The sequence below is a fragment of the Helicobacter pylori genome, from assembly GCF_014496965.1.
GTDB classification, from domain to species: Bacteria; Campylobacterota; Campylobacteria; order Campylobacterales; family Helicobacteraceae; genus Helicobacter; species Helicobacter pylori_CZ.
On sequence record NZ_JACTCR010000022.1, the window covers coordinates 1 to 21,390 of the forward strand.

Below are 21,390 nucleotides of genomic sequence, written 5' to 3' on the forward strand. Positions count from 1 at the left end.
CTTTCTTAATTCTTATGTTTGGACTTTTTGCTTCTTGTTTTTTTGTGTTCTTAAGGTTTTTACTGCTTATGGTTTGTGGTTGTTGTGTTGGAGTTTTACTTGTTACTTCTTGGGTTTTAATTTCTTATTCCTTACTTATTGCGTTTTAATTCTTATGTTTTAATGTTTGGTTTCATGTTTTTAGTTTTTCTTGCTTCTTAATGTTTAGTGGGTTTGTTATTTTTAAGGGGGTTTAGTGGGGTTTGGTAGTAAAGCCTTATCTTTATCTCATGATTGCAATTCTTGCTTGTTTTGTTTCTTGTTTTTGATTTCTTGCGTGTTAAGTTTTATTTTTTGTGAAATGCATATAAGGGAGTAGGGGTTATTCTTGATTTTTTAACGCCCTGTATTTCTAGGGTTTTAGGAGTTCAAGGATTTGGGTTGTAATTCCTTTCGGATCTAATTGAACAAGTTGTTGGCGTTCAAAATTGCGTGCTTGAAAATCAATGCAATGCAATAACTCAAAAATAATAAAATCGTTTTCATAGGGGGCAACTAGGCGCATGCCCGAATAATGGAATTGAGTGTAATAAATGCGCTGTAGGGTTTTAATAGGGGATTTCTATTGTGTGGGTTGAGTTTGATAATACCTCCAAAAGCAATTGTTTTTATATTTTTGTTCTCATTAGATTGGTTTTGTAAAATAACTTGTTCTAAAAAATGATTGATGAGCAAAGCTCTATGCGCTGATGCGGATCTAGGGATAGATACCTTTTGTAATGCTAATGCAAGACTTCTTCCCATTGTATTGTTCTTTAAAACTTGTGCTTTTGGGACAACTTGCAACTGATCGATCATTATCTCAATTGCTTCATTTTCTTCATTTATAATGTAGTTTTTATGCGAAAGGCATTTTTTACCCTGTTTATTTTTTGTTGTTTGCGGGAACGCTAAGAAAAAGTCCTTGCTTTCATATTAAAGCCCTATTTTACTGAACTTATTGGATAAAACCTGCTTAAGTTAAATTGATCCCATTCTGTTATAAAATATAAAAAATCAAATCTTAAAGGAAAACCATGCAAGAAAATCAAATCACATGCCCCAAGTGTCAAACGCTCATTGATGTGAGGGAAGTGCTATACAAACAGATTGAATCAGAAAATCAAAGCCGGTTTTTAGCCCAACAAAAAGCGTTTGAAAAAGAAGTGAATGAAAAAAGAGCGCAGTATCATACTCATCTTAAAATGTTAGAGCAAAAAGAAGAAGCCTTAAAAGAGCGAGAGAAAGAGCAACAGGCTCAATTTGATGAGGCGGTCAAACAAGCGAGCGCGCTAGCCTTACAAGATGAAAGGGCTAAAATCATTGAAGAAGCTAGGAAAAACGCTTTTTTAGAGCAGCAAAAGGGCTTGGAATTGTTGCAAAAAGAATTAGACGAGAAGTCCAAACAAGTCCAGGAATTGCACCAAAAAGAAGCGGAAATTGAAAGATTAAAAAGAGAAAATAACGAAGCAGAGAGCCGATTGAAGGCTGAAAATGAAAAAAAATTGAATGAAAAATTGGATTTGGAAAGGGAAAAAATAGAAAAAGCCTTGCATGAAAAAAACGAATTGAAATTCAAGCAGCAAGAAGAACAATTAGAAATGTTAAGAAACGAGTTGAAAAACGCTCAAAGAAAGGCGGAGTTAAGCTCGCAGCAATTCCAGGGCGAGGTGCAAGAATTAGCGATTGAAGAGTTTTTGAGGCAAAAATTCCCCCTAGATAGTGTTGAAGAGATTAAAAAAGGGCAAAGAGGGGGCGATTGCATTCAAGTGGTGCATACTAGGGAATTTCAAAATTGCGGGAAAATTTATTATGAGAGCAAACGCACTAAAGAATTTCAAAAAGCTTGGGTGGAAAAGCTTAAAAGCGACATGCGAGAGATTGGGGCTGATGTGGGGGTCATTGTGAGTGAAGCGCTGCCTAAAGAGATGGAGAGGATGGGGTTATTTGAGGGGGTGTGGGTGTGTTCGTTTGAAGAGTTTAAGGGGTTGAGTGTGGTGTTAAGAGAGGGGGTTATTCAAGTGAGTTTGGCTAAAAAAAGTCAGGAAAATAAGGGCGATAAAGTGGATTTGCTCTATCATTATTTGACAAGCTCTGAATTTTCTATGCAAGTGAATGCGATTATAGAGGGGTTTGAGCAATTGAGAGCGGATTTAGAAAGCGAGAAACGCGCGATGGCCAGGATCTGGAAAAGCAGGGAAAAACAAATTGACAAAGTGTTTGAGAGCACGATTAACATGTATGGCTCTATCAAGGGCATTGCGGGTAATGCGATAGGGCAAGTGAAGGCGCTAGAGCTTGGGTATGATGAGGGGGAATTGGAGTGATATAATTTTGTATCCAATTGAGTTGCATAAGAAAAATTAAAGGAAAAAGCGAGAAAAAACATGGCGATTAATATCAAAAAGATAAAATCTTTTAAGGCGTTTTGTGGTTTAGACACGATTGAAATGGGTGAGTTTAAGCACTATAATGTCATTTTTGGAAATAATGGGTGCGGAAAAACAAGCTTGACAAGGGCTTTTGAGCTACTGATTCCAAACAATAAGCACATTGAAAAGTATCGCACCATTTCTGCTGATGAATCCCCAAGCATTGAATTTGAATGTGAAAAAGGAAACTATAAAATAGAGCCAAATAGCGATATTGGAGTGCCTTTTAAAGTTGAAATCTATAATAGTGATTTTCTGCACAATAACGCGCCTTTAAATAGTGAGTTTGGACTTAAAAAACTAGATGATGGCACAATCATTTTAGAAGGTTCGGTTTTAGGCGAAGAAACGAAAGAAATCAATCAATTAAAAGATTTTAGAGAGAAAGTAGAAAAAAGACAAAAGGAAATTAAAGATGAGAACGACACTGAAAATACTTTAATTGCCAAGCAAGAAAGTGAAATTAAAAAATATGATAAAGAAATAGAAAAAATACGAAAAAAAATGACTTCAAAGACTATTCAAATAGCACTAGATGAGATTGGAATAAATAATTTCTATAAAGTGTCAAAGGATAAATTTAAATATCAAGAAGATATATTAAAGGATCTAAAAAAAGATTTTAATGAATTGGATGAAGCCATGAAAAAATTTGATGGTTTAAAAGAAATGGAATTGCCTAAAGATGATCAAACGATAAAAAATAAGTTAAAATTTTTATTTTCCTTTGATATAGATAAAGAGGCGGGGAAAGTTTCAGAGAAAATTAAAGAACATATTAGCAAGGTTGGAAGAGAATTTATTGAGAAGGGAATAAAATTACAAAAAGAGATGCCTGATAATGCATGCCCTTTTTGCACTCAAAAAATTCCCCATAAGATTATTCAAGAATATACAAGTTACTTTAATAAGAGCGTTGAAACATTCAATCAATGTTCTTTAGAAATGAGTGGGACTTTAAAAAATATTTTAAACCAATGGAATATAAAGGAAATATTGCAATCATTTGAAAAATTTGAACCTTTCATGAAGAAAGATTTTTCAAAAAATAAGGAAAGTTTAGAAAAAGCGTTAGAGCAAATAAAAGTTTTATTAGAAGAACTTCAAAAAGAAGTGGATAAAAAAGAGGGAGCTAAAAATAAGGAAGAATTTCAAAAGATAGATAAAAAATTGTTGGAAATTCAAGAAAATATCCAAAAGCATGTCAATGAGACTAGAAAGATTTTAAACGAAAAGAAAAAACAAAAAGAGAAATTAGAAAAATTAAAAACCGAGTTGAAAGAAGCAAGGATTAAAAAGGCTAAACATGATAGCTACGATTGGCAAAAGATCAAAAAAGAGGCCGAGATAAAACTATCAGTTTTAAATCGTGGGCATGAGAGATTAAATTGCCTTTTAGAAAAAATTGACAATAAACTTAAAAAGCTATATGAACAAAAACGCCCTGATATTGAAGCTATTAATAGTTATCTTAAAGCTTTAAATTTGCCTAAATATTCTTTGCATGAAGATTATAGAATTGTTTTAAATTCTGATGTTTTAGAAAATAGTAAGGCTGAGATGATTTTAAGCGATGGCGAAAAAACCACGCTCGCATTTGCGTATTTTTTAGCGCGTTTAAAATTATTTTATAAAAAAGAGGATTTAAAAAATTTGGTTGTTGTCATAGATGATCCTATATCTAGTTTAGATGAGCAAAGGATTTATAACACTTCTTATATTGTGGCAAAAATCAATCAAGAACTAGCAGGGGAAGCATTGAAAGATGAAGATAAAGTGCAAGTATTTGTTTTGACTCACAATCATACTTTTATGGCGCGTTTAATCAATATGGTAGGCAAACATGCTCGCTATTTCCAATTAGAACGCAATCAAAATCAATTAAAAATTGTTTGTAAAAATGAAGTCGTTGGTTATTTTGACACTTTCTATTTGCTTTTATTTAAAGAAGTGTATGAATTTGCGAAAAAAGAAAAAGTGCAAGATGATTTTAAAGAGGCGATAAATTATGGGAACAAAGTAAGGATTTTATTAGAAAGTTTTTTAAAGATTAATTTCATTGACTCGTTTCTTACAGAAAAACATGATGGTGTTTTTAAGGAAGAGACGATTAAAGATTTGATAAAAATAGCAAATGATGAAGTTGAATTGAATTTTTCAAAGCTACCTTTTAATAAGGATAATAATTGTAATATAGAAAATAAAGATATGCTTTGTGAAAAAATCTTACATATCGCAAAAGGCTTGCATTTAGATAGTCATGGAAGCGTTATGGATTTTTTTAGCTCTTATAAAATTCCACTTGAAGATGTCCAAAAATTTGCCAAAATAGCTATTAATACTATGAAAATTTTAAATCCTTATCAAACGCAATCTTATATGGGGAGTGTGGATAAAATTAAAAACAAGGAATAACATGCGAATCGTATTTATGGGAACGCCTGGTTTTGCTGAAGTGATCTTAAGGGCGTTGGTTGAAAATAAAAATAACCAGATAGAAGTGGTGGGGCTATTCACTCAAATAGATAAACCTTTTGGGCGCAAAAAAGAATTGAAAGCCCCAGAGACTAAAACATACATTTTAGAAAATCATTTAAATATCCCCATTTTCCAGCCGCAAAGTTTGAAAGAGCCTGAGGTTCAAATTTTAAAAGACTTGAAGCCTGATTTTATCGTGGTGGTGGCTTATGGTAAGATTTTGCCTAAAGAGGTTTTAGCCATCGCTCCTTGCATCAATGTGCATGCGTCATTATTGCCCAAATACAGGGGGGCTTCGCCCATTCATGAGATGATACTCAATGACGATAAGATTTATGGCATAAGCACCATGCTTATGGATGTGGGGCTAGATAGCGGGGATATTTTAGAGAGTGCTTCTTTTTTGAGAGAAGAATACTTGGATTTAGACGCTTTAAGTTTAAGATTAGCGCATATGGGGGCAACCTTACTCCTTTCAACGCTCAAAAATTTCTCTTCCATCGCAAGAAAACCTCAAGATCACGCGCAGGCTAGTTTTTGTAAAAAAATCACCAAAGCCGATGGTTTATTGGGTTTTAAAGACGCTAAAAGCTTGTTCTTAAAATCGCTTGCGTTTAAGAGTTGGCCAGAAATCTTTTTAGAAAGTAGCCTTAAACTTTTAGGAGTGGAATTGGTGGAGAATGAAAAGAGCTACAAGGAAGGCGAGATTTTAGAAGTTGATGAAAAAGGCGTTCTTGTGGGCTGCTTGAAAGGGAGCGTGCGTATAGCAAGGTTGCAAGCGGTGGGTAAAAAGCCTTTGAAAGCGAAGGATTATTTGAATGGCAGGCGTTTGAAAGTGGGCGGTATTTTGGCATGAGAAAATGTGAAAAAAGGGTTTTTGATAGCCTACCTTCCACGCAAACCTATCTTTTAGAAAAACTTAAAAGTAATGAACTCAAAGCCCCTGTTTTAGTCTTGGCTAAAAACCAAAGCGCTGGGATAGGCAGTAGGGGGAATGTTTGGGAGAGCGCAAAAAGCGCTTTGACTTTTTCGCTCGCTTTAAACGCAAGCGATTTGCCTAAAGATTTGCCCATGCAAGCGAACGCTTTGTATTTGGGGTTTTTATTTAAAGAAGTTTTAAAAGAATTAGGCTCTCAAACCTGGCTTAAATGGCCTAACGATCTGTATTTAGGGGGTCAAAAAATAGGGGGCGTGCTGGTTAATATTTATAAAGGCATGCGGGTGTGTGGGATTGGCGTGAATAGGGTTTCAAAGAAATGGGCATGTTTAGATATTGGCGCGAGCGATGATTTGATTATAGAGGGCTTTTTAAAAAAAATAGAAGAAAATCTTTTTTGGGGGGAAGTTTTAAGTAAGTATGCGTTAGAATTTCATAGAAGCAACTCTTTTAGCTTCCATAATGATTGGGGCGAAGCGATGAGTTTGAAAGATGCGGAATTGTTAGAAGACGGCCGTGTTTGTATTAAAGGTAAGATTTATGATAGGATGTGAGTATGATGAATGAAATCATTGCAGTGGCCAATCAAAAAGGAGGTGTGGGCAAAACGACAACAGCGGTTAATTTGGCGGCTTCTTTAGCAGTGCATGAAAAAAAAATCTTGTTGATTGATTTTGACCCGCAAGCCAACGCCACTTCAAGCTTGGGTTTTAGGCGCGATAAAATTGATTATGATATTTATCATGTGCTGATTGGCCGTAAGCAAATTTCTCAAGTGATCTTAAAAACCCAAATGCCTTTTTTGGATTTAGTGCCTTCTAATTTGGGTTTGGCCGGGTTTGAAAAAACCTTTTATGACAGCCAAGATGAGAACAAACGAGGCGAACTCATGCTCAAAAACGCTTTAGGGAGCGTGGTGGGACTTTATGATTATATCATTATTGATTCCCCGCCAGCTCTAGGGCCTCTCACGATCAATTCGCTTTCAGCAGCCCATTCGGTGATCATTCCCATTCAATGCGAATTTTTTGCCCTTGAAGGCACTAAATTATTGCTTAACACCATTAGAATGCTGCAAAAAAGCACGAACCCTAAGCTTAAAATCAGAGGTTTTTTACCCACAATGCATGTCCCTCAACTCAATTTGACAAAAGGGGTTTTAGCGGAATTGTTTAAGTATTTTGACTCAGAATTTTTTAGAGATTCGGTTACAGGCGAGTATATTATGATCCCTAAAAGCGTGAAACTAGCGGAATCGCCTAGCTTTGGTAAGCCCATTTTGCTCTATGATATTAAATCTAATGGCAGTATCGCTTATCAAAAATTAGCTCAAAGTATTCTTCAAGGGTAGCATATGGCAAAAAATAAAGTGTTGGGTAGGGGTTTAGCGGATATTTTCCCTGAGATCAATGAAGTGTATGAGCAAGGGCTGTATGAAAGAGCGAATCGGGTTGTGGAGCTTGGTATTGATGAGGTGATGCCTAATCCTTACCAGCCCAGAAAAATCTTTAGCGAAGATTCTTTAGAAGAATTAGCGCAATCCATTAAAGAACATGGTTTGTTGCAACCGGTTTTGGTGGTGAGTGAGAACGGGCGTTACCATTTGATCGCCGGTGAAAGGCGCTTAAGAGCGAGCAAATTAGCTAAAATGCCTACGATTAAGGCGATTGTTGTGGATATTGAGCAAGAGAAAATGCGTGAAGTGGCGTTGATTGAAAATATCCAACGAGAAGATTTGAATCCCCTAGAGTTGGCTAGATCGTATAAAGAGTTGCTTGAAAGCTATCAAATGACTCAAGAAGAGCTGTCTAAAATCGTTAAAAAATCCAGAGCTCATGTGGCCAATATCATGCGTTTATTGACGCTTTCTTCTAAAGTTCAAAACGCTCTTTTAGAAGAAAAAATCACTTCAGGGCATGCGAAAGTCTTGGTGGGCTTGGAGGAAGAAAAACAAGAATTGATCTTAAATTCCATTATAGGGCAGAAACTCAGCGTGCGTCAGACAGAAGATTTAGCGCGTGATTTTAAAATAAACGCAAATTTTGACAACAAAAAACATGGTTTCAAGGAAACCCAAACGCTCATCGCTGAAGATGAATTAGAGCGTTTTAATCAAAGTTTGTGGGATCGTTACAAGCTTAAAGCGACTTTGAAAGGGAAAAAAATAGTTTTACGATGTTATGAAAATTCTCTTTTAGAGGCTTTTATGAAAAAAATGATGTCTTAATGCTTAGATATTCTCAATTTTTAAGCGATTTTTTGTTAAGATAGAGTTAATGTTTTTATAACAAGTGCGAGTTTCAAATATTTTTAGGATGAAAGAAATAGGTCATGAATATATCGGTTAACCCCTATTTAATGGCGGTCGTTTTTGTAGTGTTTGTGTTGTTGTTGTGGGCGATGAATGTTTGGGTGTATAGGCCTTTGTTGGCTTTTATGGATAACAGACAGGCAGAGATAAAGGACAGCTTGGCTAAAATCAAAACGGATAACACTCAAAGCGTGGAGATTGGCCATCAAATTGAGACTCTTCTTAAAGAAGCCGCTGAAAAGCGCAGGGAAATGCTAGCAGAAGCGATTCAAAAAGCTACAGAGTCTTATGACGCTGTGATCAAGCAAAAAGAGAACGAACTCAATCAAGAGTTTGAAGCGTTCGCCAAGCAATTACAAAATGAAAAGCAAGCACTAAAAGAGCAATTGCAAGCACAAATGCCGGTATTTGAAGACGAGTTAAACAAGCGTGTGGCTATGGGTTTAGGGAGTTGATGAATGTTTGTAGTTAAAATGGTGTTAGGGTTTTTGATCCTTTTAAGCCCTTTGTGCGCTACTGGATTGGATATTTCACAAACAGACATTATAGAGCGATCTTTAAATTTCCTCTTGTTTGTGGGGATTTTGTGGTATTTTTTGGCTAAAAGATTGCGTTCATTTTTGCACTCCAAAAGCCTTGAAATCTCCAAACGCTTAGAAGAAATTCAAGCCCAACTCAAAGTGAGTAAAGAACATAAGAAAAAACTCCTTAAAGAATTAGAGCAAGCCAAAGAAAAAGCTGAATTGATTATTTCTGATGCGAATAAAGAAGCCTACACGATCACGCAAAAATACGAATTGCAAACCAAAATAGATGTGGAAAATTTGATCAAAAATTCTAAGGCGTTGATGGATTTAGAAGTTAAAAAGATCAAAAGAGAGTTGGTTGAAAGCGTTTTTAAAGATCTAAGAGAGAGCAAAAAAGTGTCTTTCAATGCGCAAGATTGCGTGAATATTTTGAAACAAAGGCTTTAAATGCAAGATTTAAAAGTGATTTCTAAGCATTACGCTAAGGCGTTGAAAAACCACACTAAAGGCGATTTGGCGTTATTGGAAGAAATTGTCGTGGGGCTTAAAAATGTAGCAGAAGCCATAAAATTGCACAAACTCAACCAGGTGTTAGCCCATGTTTCTTTAAAAGTTAAAAAAGAGGTTGTGTTAGAAATTTTAGAAAAAATAACTCCCACAAAAGCATGTTCAATTTTAAAGCCTGTAATGGAAGTGGTGTTAAAAAATAACCGGCTTGACACGCTGGAATTAGTCGCTGAAGAGCTGTCCTTTGATTCTAAAAGGACTTTAGAAGCCACGCTTTTAGTCCCGCAAAAGCTTGAAAATAAGGAACTAGAAGAAGTGCGACAAAAATTGCAAGCTCGTTTTAACGCCCCTGTAGAAATCGCTCAAGACACTTGGTCTAAAAAAGGGGTTTCTTTGAGCGTTTTAAGCCTGGATTTAGAAATAGGCTTTTCTAAAGAAGATATTTTAAAAAAGATAGAAAAACAGGTTATTCAATCTATTTAATCAATCTAAGGAGATAAAGATAATGTCCCAACTAAAATTGGAAGAAATCAGCTCGGTCATTGAAGAAAAAATCAAGAATTTTGAACTTGATTGCGATATGGCTGAAGTAGGAAAAGTCGTTTCGTATGCGGATGGCGTGGCTAAGGTTTATGGCTTAAATGGTGTGATGTCGTATGAAGTGCTGGAGTTTGAAACAGGGGATAAGGGCGTTGCGGCTAACTTAGAAGAAGATAGCGTTGGCGTGATTGTGTTTGGTTTTGGCAACAATATTAAAGAGGGGACTAGCGTTAAACGCACGAAGAGTTTGATGAAGGTTCCTGTTGGCGATGCGGTTGTAGGGCGTGTGCTAAACGCTTTGGGTGAGCCTATTGATGGCAAGGGTGAGATAGAAACGAATGAGTTCAGTCTCATCGAGCAAAAAGCCCCGGGCATTATGGACAGAAAATCTGTGCATGAACCTTTGCAAACAGGCATTAAGGCCATTGATGCGTTAGTGCCTATTGGGCGCGGGCAAAGGGAATTGATCATTGGGGATAAACAAACCGGTAAAACCACCGTAGCGATCGATGCGATCATTAACCAAAAAGGGCAAAATGTGATCTGTATCTATGTGGCTATTGGGCAAAAAGAATCCACCGTTGCGCAAGTGGTCCGCAAATTAGAAGAATACGGAGCGATGGAATACAGCGTCGTGATCAACGCTTCGGCTTCAGATTCAGCTGCGATGCAATATTTAGCCCCTTATTCAGGTGTGGCTATGGGGGAATACTTTAGAGATCATGCCCGCCATGCCCTAATCGTTTATGATGATTTGAGTAAGCATGCTGTCGCTTACAGAGAGATTTCTTTGATTTTGAGGAGACCCCCAGGCAGGGAGGCTTTTCCTGGAGATGTGTTTTATATCCACTCACGGCTTTTAGAAAGAGCGGCTAAACTTTGCGATGAAAAGGGTGCCGGTTCTTTGACCGCGCTCCCTATTGTGGAAACTCAAGCGGGCGATGTTTCAGCTTATATCCCTACGAATATCATTTCTATTACAGACGGGCAAATTTTCTTAGAAACGGATTTGTTTTATTCAGGGATCCGCCCGGCTATTAATGTGGGCTTGTCGGTTTCAAGGGTTGGAGGGGCCGCTCAAATCAAAGCGACCAAGCAGGTTTCAGGGACTTTACGCCTGGATTTAGCGCAATACAGAGAGTTGCAAGCCTTCACGCAATTCGCTTCTGATTTAGATGAAGCGAGTAAAAAGCAATTAGAAAGGGGGCAACGCATGGTGGAAGTGCTGAAACAAGCCCCTTATTCGCCCTTACCGATTGAAAAGCAAGTGGTTATTATTTATGCTGGGGCTAAGGGCTTTTTAGACAGCGTGAGCGTGAAAAAAGTCGTGGATTTTGAAGAGCAACTGCACCCTTTCTTGGAAGCAAAATACCCTCAAGTTTTAGAAGAAATCCACACTAAGAAAGCGTTAGATAAGGATTTAGAAGCCATGCTAAAAAAAGTTTTAGAGGAATTTAAGCTCACTTATAGCGAGTAGGAGACGGCTAGAATATGGCGAATTTAAGAGACATTAGAAAGAAAATTGGAAGCGTTAAAAACACGCAAAAAATCACGCATGCGATGAAACTCGTTTCCACTTCCAAGCTAAGAAAAGCCGAAGAAGTTGCAAGAAATTCCAGAGCGTATGCATTGAAGCTAGACGCCGTGTTTGATGATGTGTTATCCAAGATGAGAAATCAAGGGATTGAAGACATTCAAAGCAAGTATTTTAGGGAATTAGAAAGACTTGAAATCAAAAAAGTGGATATTATTTTCATCACAGCCGATAAGGGGCTTTGCGGAGGTTTTAACACCAATACCATTAAAAAGGTTTTAGCATGCACGAATGAATACAAAGCTAAAGACATTAAGGTGCGTTTGCGAGGTATTGGTAAAAAGGGTAATGAGTATTTTAGTTTTAATGGGATAGAGGTTTTAGACAAGATTAATAATTTAAGCTCTATGCCTAATTATGAACGCGCGCAAGAGTTTATGAAAAAAGTGGTAGAAGACTATTTAAGCGGGAAAACCGATAAGGTGATTATCATTCATAATGGCTTTAAAAACATGATCAGCCAAGAAATAAGAGTGAAAACGATTTTACCTATTGGGTATAAAATCATCCACCAAAACCCCCAGCCTAGTGAGACGCAAGAGACCATTACCAGTGAGCCAAGCGGGAGCGAAGATGAAATTTTAGACTCTTTAGCAGAAAAATATGTAGAGTATAGTTTATACTATGCTTTGATTGATTCTTTAGCCGCAGAGCATAGCGCTAGAATGCAGGCTATGGATACAGCGACAAATAACGCTAAGGATTTGGTTAAAACTTTAACCATTTCTTATAATAAAGCCAGACAAGAGGCGATTACGACCGAGCTAGTGGAAATCAATGCGGGCGTAGAAGCCCTAAAATAAAAATTACATTAATAAGGAGCGATGAAAGCGATGGAAGGCAAAATCATTCAGGTTTTAGGCCCTGTGGTAGATGTGGAGTTTGAATCCTATCTACCGGCGATTTTTGAAGCGTTAGACATTAATTTTGAAGTCAATGGCGTTCAAAAATCTTTAGTTTTAGAGGTGGCGGCCCATTTGGGCGGTAATCGGGTGCGAGCGATTGCTATGGATATGACAGAAGGCTTGGTGCGTAACCAGATCGTCAAAGCTCGCGGCAAAATGATTGAAGTGCCTGTGGGTGAAGAAGTGTTGGGGCGTATTTTTAATGTTGTGGGCGAGAGCATTGACAATTTAGAGCCTCTTAAGCCGTCCTTGACTTGGCCCATTCACAGAAAAGCCCCTAGTTTTGAACAACAAAGCACTAAAACAGAAATGTTTGAAACCGGTATCAAAGTCATTGATTTGCTCGCGCCTTATTCTAAGGGCGGTAAAGTAGGCTTGTTTGGTGGGGCTGGCGTAGGGAAAACGGTGATCATTATGGAGCTTATCCACAATGTGGCTTATAAGCATAACGGGTATTCAGTGTTTGCGGGTGTGGGGGAGCGTACCAGAGAGGGGAATGATCTGTATTTTGAAATGAAAGAAGGGGGCGTTTTAGACAAAGTCGCGCTGTGCTATGGGCAAATGAATGAGCCACCAGGCGCTAGGAATCGCATCGCATTTACCGGCTTGACAATGGCGGAGTATTTCCGTGATGAAAAGGGCTTAGATGTGTTGATGTTCATTGATAACATCTTTAGATACGCTCAAAGCGGTGCCGAGATGAGCGCGCTATTGGGTCGTATCCCTTCAGCCGTGGGGTATCAGCCCACGCTAGCTGGGGAAATGGGGAAACTTCAAGAGCGCATCGCTTCCACTAAAAATGGCTCTATCACTTCCGTTCAAGCGGTGTATGTGCCAGCGGATGACTTGACTGACCCAGCCCCTGCTTCGGTGTTTGCGCACTTGGATGCGACCACGGTGTTGAATAGAAAGATCGCTGAAAAAGGGATTTATCCAGCAGTTGATCCTTTGGATTCCACTTCAAGGATTTTAAGCCCTCAAATGATCGGCGAGAAGCACTATGAAATCGCTACCGGTATCCAGCAAGTTTTGCAAAAATACAAGGATTTGCAAGACATTATTGCGATTTTGGGATTGGACGAATTGAGCGAAGAGGATAAAAAGATTGTTGAGAGGGCCAGAAAAATTGAGAAGTTTTTATCCCAGCCGTTTTTTGTGGCTGAAGTGTTTACGGGAAGTCCCGGTAAATACGTGACTCTCCAAGAGACTTTAGAGGGCTTTGGAGGGATTTTAGAGGGCAAATACGACCATATCCCTGAAAACGCATTTTACATGGTGGGCAGCATTCAAGAGGTCTTAGAAAAAGCTAAAAACATGAAAAATTCCTAAGGGTTTTGCCATGGCTTTATTAAAGATTAGTGTGGTGGTTCCTGAGGGGGAAGTTTATACAGGAGAGGTTAAAAGCGTTGTGTTGCCAGGAGTTGAAGGGGAATTTGGGGTGCTTTATGGGCATAGCAACATGATCACCTTGCTTCAGGCGGGAGTGGTTGAGATTGAAACCGAAAACCAAAAAGAACACATTGCTATCAATTGGGGCTATGCGGAAGTTACTAATGAACGGGTGGATATTTTAGCCGATGGAGCGGTCTTTATTAAAAAAGGATCGGATGACAGAGACGATGCTATCTCTAGGGCTAAAAAGCTTTTAGAGGACGCGAGCTCTGACAGGTTAGCGGTCTCTAGCGTGCTGGCTAAGATTGAGTCTCTTTAAAGGGGATAATCATGTTGGATTCAATCGTTTATTTTTTCAATAAGAGCGGGTTTGTTACCACGCTCGTTTTAGTTTGGATTTCGCTCTATTTGGTGATGACTTTATGGGTGTTTTTGTATAAGAGCATTGTGTTAAAGATTGAACTCAGGCGCGAGATGCAGTCTTTGTCTAACATTCTTAATGGGGCGCAAGACGCTCCAGAGCATTTTATGTTTAATAAAAAAAGAAATGATGAAACCAAAAGGTATTCTAATGAATTGTTGCAAGCTTGGAAACATCAAGTTCTTAAACAAAGCACGACAGGTTTAGTGGTGTTGAGCATCATCTCTTCTACAGCCCCCTTTATTGGCTTGTTTGGAACGGTGGTTGAAATTTTAGAAGCGTTTAACAATTTGGGTGCGTTGGGTCAAGCTTCTTTTGGGGTGATCGCGCCCATTATTTCTAAGGCTCTTATTGCCACCGCTGCAGGGATTTTAGCGGCCATTCCAGCCTATTCTTTTTACTTGATTTTAAAACGCAAGGTGTATGATTTATCGGTTTATGTGCAGATGCAAGTGGATATTTTATCTTCTAAAAAAGAAAGCTTTTAAGGGGATTTTATAAATATCTTAAATAGGGAGTTAGAAGGTTTTTATGAATTATGATAACTATTGGGATGAAGACAAACCAGAACTCAATATCACGCCCTTAGTGGATGTGATGCTTGTTTTATTGGCTATTCTTATGGTAACGACGCCCACTCTCACTTATAAAGAAGAGATTGCCTTGCCTTCTGGTTCAAAAACTGCTAGAGCCACTCAAGATAAAGTGATAGAGATACGCATGGATAAAGACGCAAAAATCTATATAGATAGTCAAACCTATGAATACAACTCCTTCCCGGACACTTTCAATTTGCTTTCTAAAAAATACGATAAAGATACTAGGGTGAGTATCCGTGCGGACAAGCGATTGACCTATGACAAAGTGATTTATTTGTTAAAAACGATTAAAGAAGCGGGGTTTTTGAAAGTTTCTTTAATCACAAGTCCTTAAAAAGTAGGGCTAATTTGCATGAGTAAGAGCGCGATTTTTGTTCTTTCTGGCTTTTTAGCGTTCTTGCTCTATGCTTTGTTATTATATGGTTTGTTGTTAGAAAGGCATAATAAAGAAGCAGAGAAAATCCTTTTAGATTTAAATAAAAAGGACGAACAAGCCATTGACTTGAATTTAGAAGATCCGCCAAGCGAGAAAAAGAATGAAAAAATTGAAAAAGTAACGGAAAAACAGGGCGATTTTTTAGAGCCTAAAGAAGAACCCAAAGAAGAGCCTGAAGAAAGCCTTGAAGATATTTTTTCTTCACTCAATGATTTTCAAGAAAAGACAGACAAAAACGTTCAAAAAGACGAGCAGAAAAATAAACAAGAAGAAGAACAAAGGCGTTTAAGAGAGCAACAACGCTTGAAACAAAACCAAGAAAACCAAGAGATGTTGAAAGGTTTGCAACAAAATTTGAATCAATTCACGCAAAAATTAGAAAGCGTTAAAAACAAGACTTTAGATTTGCAAATCCCTAAACAAGATGGGGTTGATGAAAAAGCCTATCAAGAATGGTATGCTCAAATCTATCAAATTTTATATAAAGGCTGGAAGGGCGTTTTTTATCACAAGGCTTCAGTGAGCGCGCTGATTATGATCACTAAAGATGGAGAGTTTGATTATACCATTCTTAGTTACTCTGATTTTAAGGATTATAACAAGAGCGTGATGACCCTTTTAGATGATTTAAAGAAAGTGGATTTCCCCCCATATCCTGGAGGAAACATGATTTCTATTAAAGTTAATTTTACGACTAAGGAAGAACAATGAGGTATTTATGGCTTTTTTTAATATACGCTATAGGGCTTTTCGCAACAGATAAAACGCTAGATATTATTAAAACCATTCAAAAACTTCCTAAGATTGAAGTGCGCTACTCCATAGACAACGATGCCAATTACGCTTTAAAATTGCATGAAGTCTTGGCGAACGATTTAAAGACTAGCCAGCATTTTGATGTTTCTCAAAACAAAGAGCAAGGCGCTATCAATTACGCAGAACTCAAGGATAAAAAAGTCCATCTTGTAGCGCTTGTGAGCGTGGCGGTAGAAAACGGCAATAAAATTTCACGATTAAAACTTTATGATGTGGATACAGGAACGCTCAAAAAGACTTTTGACTACCCCATTGTAAGTTTAGATCTATACCCTTTTGCAGCGCACAACATGGCCATTGTGGTGAACGATTATTTAAAAGCCCCTTCTATCGCTTGGATGAAGCGCCTGATTGTTTTTTCTAAATACATTGGACCAGGAATCACAAATATCGCCTTAGCCGATTATACGATGCGCTATCAAAAAGAAATCATCAAAAATAACCGACTCAATATTTTCCCCAAATGGGCGAACGCTGAACAGACAGAGTTTTATTACACGCAGTATGGCGAAAGAACGCCCATGATTTTAAAATACAACATTCAAAAAGCCACTCATGAGAATATCGCTAGCTCTCAAGGAATGGCTGTGGTTTCTAGCGTGAGTTCTGATGGCTCTAAAATTTTAATGTCTTTAGCCCCTGATGGCCAACCGGATGTTTATTTGTATGACACGCATAAAAAAACTAAAACTAAAATAACGCGCTATCCGGGGATAGATGTTTCAGGCGTGTTTTTAGAAGATGACAAGTCTATGGCTTTTGTTTCAGATAGATCCGGTTATCCTAACATCTATATGAAGAAATTGGGGTTAAAAGAGAGCGCGGAGCAACTCCTTTATGAAGGAAGAAGCAATGAATCCATTGACGCTTATAAAGATAGTATCGTGTATGTGAGTCGGGAAAATCTTAATGAATTTGGCAAAACGGTGTTTAATTTGAATTTGATCACTCTAAACAGCAAGTATATCCGCAGGCTTACCGTGAATGGCTCTAACCAGATGCCTAGGTTTTCTATGGATGGGAGAAATATCATGTATATCAAAAAGACACCCCAAGAATACGCCATGGGGCTTATTTTGCTAGACTATAATCAGAGTTTTTTATTCCCTTTAAAGAATGTGAAAATACAAGCCTTTGATTGGTAAGGTTAAATTAAGCGAATGTGAGTTAATATTTACATTCATTGAAATTTTATTTTTGGAGAATTTATAATGAAGAGATCTTCTGTATTTAGTTTCTTGGTAGCTTTTTTATTGGTAGCTGGCTGTAGTCATAAAATGGATAATAAGACTGTGGCTGGCGATGTGAGCGCTAAAACGGTTCAGACTGCGCCTGTTACTACAGAACCAGCTCCAGAGAAAGAAGAGCCTAAACAAGAGCCAGCTCCAGTGGTTGAAGAAAAGCCGGCTATTGAAAGCGGGACTATCATTGCTTCTATTTATTTTGATTTTGACAAGTATGAGATCAAAGAATCCGATCAAGAGACTTTAGATGAGATCGTGCAAAAAGCTAAAGAAAACCACATGCAAGTGCTTTTGGAAGGCAATACCGATGAATTTGGCTCTAGCGAATACAACCAAGCGCTTGGCGTTAAAAGGACTTTGAGCGTGAAAAACGCTTTAGTCATTAAAGGGGTAGAAAAAGATATGATCAAAACCATCAGTTTTGGCGAAACCAAACCCAAATGCGTCCAAAAAACTAGAGAATGTTACAGAGAAAACAGAAGAGTGGATGTCAAATTAGTGAAGTAATTTTAGGATGAAAAGGCTTTTTTTTATCCCTTTTATCACTCCCTTTTTTCTCAATGGGGAGCCTTCAGCGTTTGATTTGCAAAGCGGAGCGACCAAAAAAGAACTCAAGCAGTTGCAAGTCAATAGCAAGAATTTTTCCAATATTTTAACCAAAATCCATTCGCAAGTGGAAGCAAACACTCAAGCTCAAGAGGGTTTGAGGAGCGTTTATGAAGGACAGGCTAATAAGATTAAAGATCTCAATAACGCTATCCTTTCCCAAGAAGAATCCCTACGAGCCTTAAAAGCCTCGCAAGAAGTGCAAGCTAACACATTAAAGCAGCAATCGCAAACTTTAGAGGATTTGAGGAATGAGATCCGTGCTAACCAACAGGCCATCCAACAGCTAGACAAGCAAAACAAAGAGATGAGTGAATTATTGACTAAGTTAAGCCAGGATCTGGTTTCACAAATCGCCTTAATCCAAAAAGCGCTCAAAGAACAACAGGAAAAAGCTGAAAAGCCGCTCAAATCAAGCGCTCCGGCCAATAAGAACCCCCCTTTGAAAGCCGAAGCCCCAAAAAATCAAGAGAAAAAAACTCAAGAAAAGGCGAAAGTGGAGTTTGATAAAGATTTGTCCAAGCAAAAAGAGATCTTTCAAGAAGCTCTGTCTTTTTTTAAAAATAAATCCTATGCAGAAGCCAGAGAGCGTTTGTTGTGGTTAGAAGCCAATAGTTACCGCCTTTATTATGTGCGTTATGCGCTTGGAGAAGTGGCTTATGGGGAAAAAAAGTATAGAGAAGCGATCAAGTATTACAAAGAGAGCGCTCTTTTAAATAAAAAAGCGTCTTACATGCCTGTGCTTTTGTGGCATACGGCATGGTCGTTTAAAAAAATCAAAGACGATCAAAACTATTATAAATTTTTAAACACTTTGCAACACTTGTATCCTTCAAGCGAACAAGCTAAAATGGCAAAAAAAATCTTAGAAAACAAGGAGAAACACCATCATGCAAAACCATGATTTAGAGTCAGTCAAACAAGCCGCTTTGATTGAATATGAAGTGAGGGAGCAGGGGTCTAGCGTTGTTCTAGACAGCAATATTTCTAAAGAGCCTTTGGAGTTTATTATAGGCGCTAATCAAATCATAGCAGGGTTAGAAAAGGCAGTATTAAAGGCTCAAATTGGCGAGTGGGAAGAGGTTGTTATCGCTCCAGAAGAAGCTTATGGGGTTTATGAAAGCAGCTATTTGCAAGAAGTCCCTAGAGATCAATTTGAAGGCATTGAATTAGAAAAAGGCATGAGCGTTTTTGGGCAAACTGAAGACCATCAAACCATTCAAGCCACTATCAAAGACTTTAGCAACACGCATGTGATGGTGGATTATAACCACCCATTAGCCGGGAAAACTTTAGCGTTCCGTTTCAAGGTTTTAGGCTTTAGGGAAGTGAGCGAAGAAGAGATTCTAGCTTCACACCATGACAGTGCAACAGGTTGCTGCGGCGGTCATGGGGGTCATGGCAGAAAGAAAGGTGGAGGTTGTGGTTGCTCATGTTCGCATGGGTAGTGTTGAGGTATAGGCATGTTTAAAAAGGCAAGGTCATGAATAGCTCTAACCTCAAGAATTGGCTATTCCCCACTATTTGCTTTTTTTTATTTTGTTATATTTTAATTTTTTTGATGTTTTTTATGTTTAAAAATTTACAATCGCAATCTTTTGGCTCTGTGGCAGAAACCGGAAAAAAACCCATTACTACCACTAAGAAATTTGGTAAGGAATTGCAAAAACAGATTTCAAAAATCCATTAACTTTTTTTCTTTTTTGCCGATACTTGCTGTAATCAAATGAATTGGATATTAGATTAAAGGATTTTAAGATGATTAACGCCGTCTCTTCGCTCACTCCAGTGCAATCTTTGGGGAATTACAAGCGTGTGGAAAAGAATGAAAAAGTTGAAAACAATGAAGCCGCTCTTGATAGGGTAGCTGAGATCAAGCAAGCTATTGAAAATAACCAGTATAAGATCAACTTGCATGAGACTTCTCACAAAATGGCACAGGACTTGTTGGGGATAAGCTAGGGGGTTTAAGGGCTTCATTTCTAGGAGGGTTATTCTCGCTGTCGTTTTGTTTTTCACTGAAGTTTAGTTTCTTTATGTTTTAAAATGCGTTTGTCGCTCTTTTAAATAGGGTGCGTTTTTGGTCGTGTGTTAGGAATGATTGATTGGGGATTTTAACTTTTATGGATTTTTGCTCTGGCATTGGTGGAGGCCGTTTGGGCTTGGAGCGGTGCCATTTAAAATGCGTAGGGCATGCAGAAATCAATCATGAAGCTCTTAGGACTTATGAATTATTTTTTAAGGACACCCATAATTTTGGGGATTTGATGCGGATCAACCCTAATGATTTACCCGATTTTGATGTTTTGGTTAGCGGGTTTCCTTGTCAAGCTTTTTCTATCAATGGCAAAAGGAAGGGGCTTGAAGATGAAAGAGGGACTATTATTTATGGGCTTATTCGTATCTTAAAAGTCAAACAGCCCAAATGTTTCTTGCTTGAAAACGTTAAGGGCTTGATTAGTCATAAGCAACAAGAAACTTTTAAAACCATTATCAAAGCCTTGCAAGAAGCGGGCTATACAACTCATTATCAAATGTTAAACAGCGCTGATTTCCAATTAGCCCAAAAGAGAGAGCGCCTTTATATCGTAGGGTTTAGGAAGGACTTGAAACGCCCATTTAATTTCCCTTTAGGTTTAGCCAATGATTATTGTTTTAAGGATTTTTTAGACGCTGATAATGAATGCTATTTGGATGTGAGTAACGCTGCATTTCAAAGATACTTGCGTAATCCATACAACCATAACCGGGTTTTTTTAGAGAATATTTTAACTTTAGAAAACGCCGTTTTAGACACGAGACAATCTGATTTAAGGTTATATTTTAATGTTTTTCCTACTTTAAGGACTTCTCGGCATGGCTTGTTTTATACCCAAAAAGGCAAAATCAAAAGATTAAACGCTATTGAAAGCCTGCTTTTACAAGGATTTCCTAGAGACTTGATCGCTAAGATTAAAGACAACCCTAATTTTAAAGAAAGCCATTTGTTATCCCAAGCGGGGAATGCCATGAGCGTGAATGTGATTGCCGCTATCGCTAAGCAAATGTTAAGAGCGATTTAAAGGGAAAATGATTTCAAAACACCCCCTATCCCCTTAAGAAAATGAGTTTTACAACAAACCGAAAAATCCAAAATAAAACGGCATAGTATTTGCTTGAGTATCACTGAAAAAAGAGCTAAAGGATTTGTTATGGTCGTTTTACATTCCCATTTAGAAAACGCGCTAAACCAATTGAAAGAATTGATTGATTTAACCGAGCGCGATATAAGAGACATCAAGCTCGCTAAACACGCCGAAATTTTTGAAAGAAACCATCAAAAACAGCTAGCGATTCAAGCTTTTGAAAAAGAGAAAGCGAATATAGATGCGCAAATGTTGTCTTTAAAAAATCAATTCCCTAATAAAGAAATGAGTGAATTATTAGACGAAAAAACGAGCGATTTTTTAAACCAAATGCGAGAATCCTTGCTTGTTTTGAAAGAAAAAAACTTGATCTATTCGCGCATGGCGTTTGCGGTTTCTGAGTTTTATTCTTCGCTCATCCAACAAATCATTCCCCATGACACTTGCGATTATAAAGGCTCTAGGCATGTGGGGAGTCATTTTTTAAGAGTGCAGGCGTAAA

25 protein-coding genes are annotated in these 21,390 nt (G+C 37.8%); 24 read left to right on the forward strand and 1 reads right to left on the reverse strand.

Translation table 11 applies throughout. The features are described 5' to 3' along the window. Positions 1 to 534: 534 nt before the first annotated feature. Complete coding sequence (locus H7O61_RS07255; protein WP_079295592.1) at positions 535 to 846, reverse strand: hypothetical protein; 312 nt, start codon at positions 844 to 846, stop codon at positions 535 to 537. A 209-nt stretch (positions 847 to 1,055) separates the two neighbouring features. On the opposite strand from H7O61_RS07255, the gene H7O61_RS07260 reads away from it, so the two are divergent. From H7O61_RS07260 to H7O61_RS07375, 24 genes are all read left to right on the forward strand, one after another. After that, positions 1,056 to 2,345, forward strand: a complete 1,290-nt coding sequence (locus tag H7O61_RS07260) for a DUF2130 domain-containing protein (protein WP_079295591.1) — start codon at positions 1,056 to 1,058, stop codon at positions 2,343 to 2,345. 60 nt (positions 2,346 to 2,405) lie between these two features. Then, on the forward strand, positions 2,406 to 4,865 hold the full coding sequence (locus H7O61_RS07265; protein ID WP_187875576.1) for an AAA family ATPase: 2,460 nt from the start codon (positions 2,406 to 2,408) through the stop codon (positions 4,863 to 4,865). Between the two features lies 1 nt (position 4,866). Beyond that, positions 4,867 to 5,784 (forward strand): methionyl-tRNA formyltransferase, encoded by a 918-nt coding sequence (gene fmt, locus H7O61_RS07270; RefSeq protein ID WP_187875577.1) that lies wholly within the window; start codon positions 4,867 to 4,869, stop codon positions 5,782 to 5,784. After that, the gene (locus tag H7O61_RS07275; protein WP_001929793.1) at positions 5,781 to 6,419 is read left to right on the forward strand and encodes a biotin--[acetyl-CoA-carboxylase] ligase; all 639 of its coding nucleotides are present in this window, start codon (positions 5,781 to 5,783) and stop codon (positions 6,417 to 6,419) included. The genes fmt and H7O61_RS07275 overlap by 4 nt, the downstream gene beginning before the upstream one ends. Positions 6,420 to 6,424: 5 nt before the next feature. Beyond that, the gene (gene soj, locus H7O61_RS07280; RefSeq protein WP_162970626.1) at positions 6,425 to 7,216 is read left to right on the forward strand and encodes a chromosome partitioning ATPase Soj; all 792 of its coding nucleotides are present in this window, start codon (positions 6,425 to 6,427) and stop codon (positions 7,214 to 7,216) included. Between the two features lie 3 nt (positions 7,217 to 7,219). Next, positions 7,220 to 8,092 carry a ParB/RepB/Spo0J family partition protein gene (locus H7O61_RS07285; RefSeq protein WP_187875578.1) on the forward strand — a complete coding sequence of 291 codons (873 nt, stop codon included), beginning with the start codon at positions 7,220 to 7,222 and terminating at the stop codon, positions 8,090 to 8,092. Positions 8,093 to 8,196: 104 nt separating this feature from the next. After that, positions 8,197 to 8,631, forward strand: coding sequence for a FoF1 ATP synthase subunit B' (locus H7O61_RS07290; RefSeq protein ID WP_001027627.1), 435 nt, complete (start codon positions 8,197 to 8,199; stop codon positions 8,629 to 8,631). A gap of 3 nt (positions 8,632 to 8,634) precedes the next feature. Continuing rightward, positions 8,635 to 9,150: a F0F1 ATP synthase subunit B gene (locus tag H7O61_RS07295; protein WP_001929795.1), complete on the forward strand. Its 516-nt coding sequence runs from the start codon at positions 8,635 to 8,637 to the stop codon at positions 9,148 to 9,150. Next, positions 9,151 to 9,693 carry a F0F1 ATP synthase subunit delta gene (locus tag H7O61_RS07300; protein ID WP_187875579.1) on the forward strand — a complete coding sequence of 181 codons (543 nt, stop codon included), beginning with the start codon at positions 9,151 to 9,153 and terminating at the stop codon, positions 9,691 to 9,693. It abuts the gene before it with no gap. A 22-nt stretch (positions 9,694 to 9,715) separates the two neighbouring features. Continuing rightward, on the forward strand, positions 9,716 to 11,227 hold the full coding sequence (atpA, locus tag H7O61_RS07305; protein WP_000080517.1) for a F0F1 ATP synthase subunit alpha: 1,512 nt from the start codon (positions 9,716 to 9,718) through the stop codon (positions 11,225 to 11,227). A gap of 14 nt (positions 11,228 to 11,241) precedes the next feature. Then, positions 11,242 to 12,147 carry an ATP synthase F1 subunit gamma gene (gene atpG, locus H7O61_RS07310; RefSeq protein ID WP_000002209.1) on the forward strand — a complete coding sequence of 302 codons (906 nt, stop codon included), beginning with the start codon at positions 11,242 to 11,244 and terminating at the stop codon, positions 12,145 to 12,147. A 30-nt stretch (positions 12,148 to 12,177) separates the two neighbouring features. Beyond that, positions 12,178 to 13,578 (forward strand): F0F1 ATP synthase subunit beta, encoded by a 1,401-nt coding sequence (atpD, locus tag H7O61_RS07315; protein ID WP_001881339.1) that lies wholly within the window; start codon positions 12,178 to 12,180, stop codon positions 13,576 to 13,578. Between the two features lie 10 nt (positions 13,579 to 13,588). Then, positions 13,589 to 13,960 (forward strand): ATP synthase F1 subunit epsilon, encoded by a 372-nt coding sequence (gene atpC, locus H7O61_RS07320; protein ID WP_001196332.1) that lies wholly within the window; start codon positions 13,589 to 13,591, stop codon positions 13,958 to 13,960. Positions 13,961 to 13,971: 11 nt separating this feature from the next. Further along, positions 13,972 to 14,550, forward strand: a complete 579-nt coding sequence (locus H7O61_RS07325) for a MotA/TolQ/ExbB proton channel family protein (RefSeq protein WP_000887328.1) — start codon at positions 13,972 to 13,974, stop codon at positions 14,548 to 14,550. Positions 14,551 to 14,593: 43 nt separating this feature from the next. Then, complete coding sequence (locus H7O61_RS07330; protein WP_001105112.1) at positions 14,594 to 14,995, forward strand: ExbD/TolR family protein; 402 nt, start codon at positions 14,594 to 14,596, stop codon at positions 14,993 to 14,995. A gap of 18 nt (positions 14,996 to 15,013) precedes the next feature. Further along, the gene (locus H7O61_RS07335; protein ID WP_079339780.1) at positions 15,014 to 15,808 is read left to right on the forward strand and encodes an energy transducer TonB; all 795 of its coding nucleotides are present in this window, start codon (positions 15,014 to 15,016) and stop codon (positions 15,806 to 15,808) included. Next, a complete protein-coding gene (tolB, locus tag H7O61_RS07340) occupies positions 15,805 to 17,058 on the forward strand; it encodes a Tol-Pal system protein TolB (protein ID WP_001270030.1) in 1,254 nt (417 codons plus the stop codon). Before H7O61_RS07335 ends, tolB begins: the two co-directional genes overlap by 4 nt. A 66-nt stretch (positions 17,059 to 17,124) precedes the next feature. Next, positions 17,125 to 17,664 (forward strand): outer membrane protein Omp18, encoded by a 540-nt coding sequence (locus H7O61_RS07345; protein ID WP_000831151.1) that lies wholly within the window; start codon positions 17,125 to 17,127, stop codon positions 17,662 to 17,664. A gap of 7 nt (positions 17,665 to 17,671) precedes the next feature. Next, positions 17,672 to 18,667 (forward strand): hypothetical protein, encoded by a 996-nt coding sequence (locus tag H7O61_RS07350; RefSeq protein WP_187875580.1) that lies wholly within the window; start codon positions 17,672 to 17,674, stop codon positions 18,665 to 18,667. After that, positions 18,654 to 19,211 (forward strand): FKBP-type peptidyl-prolyl cis-trans isomerase, encoded by a 558-nt coding sequence (locus tag H7O61_RS07355; protein WP_187875581.1) that lies wholly within the window; start codon positions 18,654 to 18,656, stop codon positions 19,209 to 19,211. Before H7O61_RS07350 ends, H7O61_RS07355 begins: the two co-directional genes overlap by 14 nt. 35 nt (positions 19,212 to 19,246) lie before the next feature. Beyond that, positions 19,247 to 19,453, forward strand: coding sequence for a hypothetical protein (locus tag H7O61_RS07360; RefSeq protein ID WP_001088953.1), 207 nt, complete (start codon positions 19,247 to 19,249; stop codon positions 19,451 to 19,453). Positions 19,454 to 19,521: 68 nt separating this feature from the next. Further along, complete coding sequence (locus H7O61_RS07365; RefSeq protein WP_000606313.1) at positions 19,522 to 19,725, forward strand: flagellar biosynthesis anti-sigma factor FlgM; 204 nt, start codon at positions 19,522 to 19,524, stop codon at positions 19,723 to 19,725. 161 nt (positions 19,726 to 19,886) lie between these two features. Beyond that, entirely contained in the window at positions 19,887 to 20,825 is a 939-nt protein-coding gene (gene dcm, locus H7O61_RS07370) for a DNA cytosine methyltransferase (RefSeq protein WP_001929802.1), read from the forward strand. Between the two features lie 129 nt (positions 20,826 to 20,954). Beyond that, a complete protein-coding gene (locus H7O61_RS07375; RefSeq protein ID WP_000260905.1) occupies positions 20,955 to 21,389 on the forward strand; it encodes a hypothetical protein in 435 nt (144 codons plus the stop codon). The last annotated feature ends 1 nt before the right edge of the window (position 21,390 follow it).

Excerpts from the sequence above, each read along its gene's own strand:
- H7O61_RS07365 (WP_000606313.1), top strand. The coding sequence starts at position 19,522 with ATGATTAACGCCGTCTCTTCGCTCACTCCAGTGCAATCTTTGGGGAAT.
- H7O61_RS07335 (WP_079339780.1), top strand. The coding sequence starts at position 15,014 with ATGAGTAAGAGCGCGATTTTTGTTCTTTCTGGCTTTTTAGCGTTCTTG.
- H7O61_RS07285 (WP_187875578.1), top strand. The coding sequence starts at position 7,220 with ATGGCAAAAAATAAAGTGTTGGGTAGGGGTTTAGCGGATATTTTCCCT.
- H7O61_RS07295 (WP_001929795.1), top strand. The coding sequence starts at position 8,635 with ATGTTTGTAGTTAAAATGGTGTTAGGGTTTTTGATCCTTTTAAGCCCT.
- H7O61_RS07350 (WP_187875580.1), top strand. The coding sequence starts at position 17,672 with ATGAAAAGGCTTTTTTTTATCCCTTTTATCACTCCCTTTTTTCTCAAT.
- tolB (WP_001270030.1), top strand. The coding sequence starts at position 15,805 with ATGAGGTATTTATGGCTTTTTTTAATATACGCTATAGGGCTTTTCGCA.
- atpC (WP_001196332.1), top strand. The coding sequence starts at position 13,589 with ATGGCTTTATTAAAGATTAGTGTGGTGGTTCCTGAGGGGGAAGTTTAT.
- H7O61_RS07355 (WP_187875581.1), top strand. The coding sequence starts at position 18,654 with ATGCAAAACCATGATTTAGAGTCAGTCAAACAAGCCGCTTTGATTGAA.
- atpA (WP_000080517.1), top strand. The coding sequence starts at position 9,716 with ATGTCCCAACTAAAATTGGAAGAAATCAGCTCGGTCATTGAAGAAAAA.
- H7O61_RS07260 (WP_079295591.1), top strand. The coding sequence starts at position 1,056 with ATGCAAGAAAATCAAATCACATGCCCCAAGTGTCAAACGCTCATTGAT.
- H7O61_RS07345 (WP_000831151.1), top strand. The coding sequence starts at position 17,125 with ATGAAGAGATCTTCTGTATTTAGTTTCTTGGTAGCTTTTTTATTGGTA.
- H7O61_RS07330 (WP_001105112.1), top strand. The coding sequence starts at position 14,594 with ATGAATTATGATAACTATTGGGATGAAGACAAACCAGAACTCAATATC.
- H7O61_RS07325 (WP_000887328.1), top strand. The coding sequence starts at position 13,972 with ATGTTGGATTCAATCGTTTATTTTTTCAATAAGAGCGGGTTTGTTACC.
- soj (WP_162970626.1), top strand. The coding sequence starts at position 6,425 with ATGAATGAAATCATTGCAGTGGCCAATCAAAAAGGAGGTGTGGGCAAA.
- atpG (WP_000002209.1), top strand. The coding sequence starts at position 11,242 with ATGGCGAATTTAAGAGACATTAGAAAGAAAATTGGAAGCGTTAAAAAC.
- fmt (WP_187875577.1), top strand. The coding sequence starts at position 4,867 with ATGCGAATCGTATTTATGGGAACGCCTGGTTTTGCTGAAGTGATCTTA.
- H7O61_RS07300 (WP_187875579.1), top strand. The coding sequence starts at position 9,151 with ATGCAAGATTTAAAAGTGATTTCTAAGCATTACGCTAAGGCGTTGAAA.
- H7O61_RS07375 (WP_000260905.1), top strand. The coding sequence starts at position 20,955 with ATGGTCGTTTTACATTCCCATTTAGAAAACGCGCTAAACCAATTGAAA.
- H7O61_RS07265 (WP_187875576.1), top strand. The coding sequence starts at position 2,406 with ATGGCGATTAATATCAAAAAGATAAAATCTTTTAAGGCGTTTTGTGGT.
- atpD (WP_001881339.1), top strand. The coding sequence starts at position 12,178 with ATGGAAGGCAAAATCATTCAGGTTTTAGGCCCTGTGGTAGATGTGGAG.
- H7O61_RS07290 (WP_001027627.1), top strand. The coding sequence starts at position 8,197 with ATGAATATATCGGTTAACCCCTATTTAATGGCGGTCGTTTTTGTAGTG.
- H7O61_RS07275 (WP_001929793.1), top strand. The coding sequence starts at position 5,781 with ATGAGAAAATGTGAAAAAAGGGTTTTTGATAGCCTACCTTCCACGCAA.
- dcm (WP_001929802.1), top strand. The coding sequence starts at position 19,887 with ATGGATTTTTGCTCTGGCATTGGTGGAGGCCGTTTGGGCTTGGAGCGG.
- H7O61_RS07360 (WP_001088953.1), top strand. The coding sequence starts at position 19,247 with ATGAATAGCTCTAACCTCAAGAATTGGCTATTCCCCACTATTTGCTTT.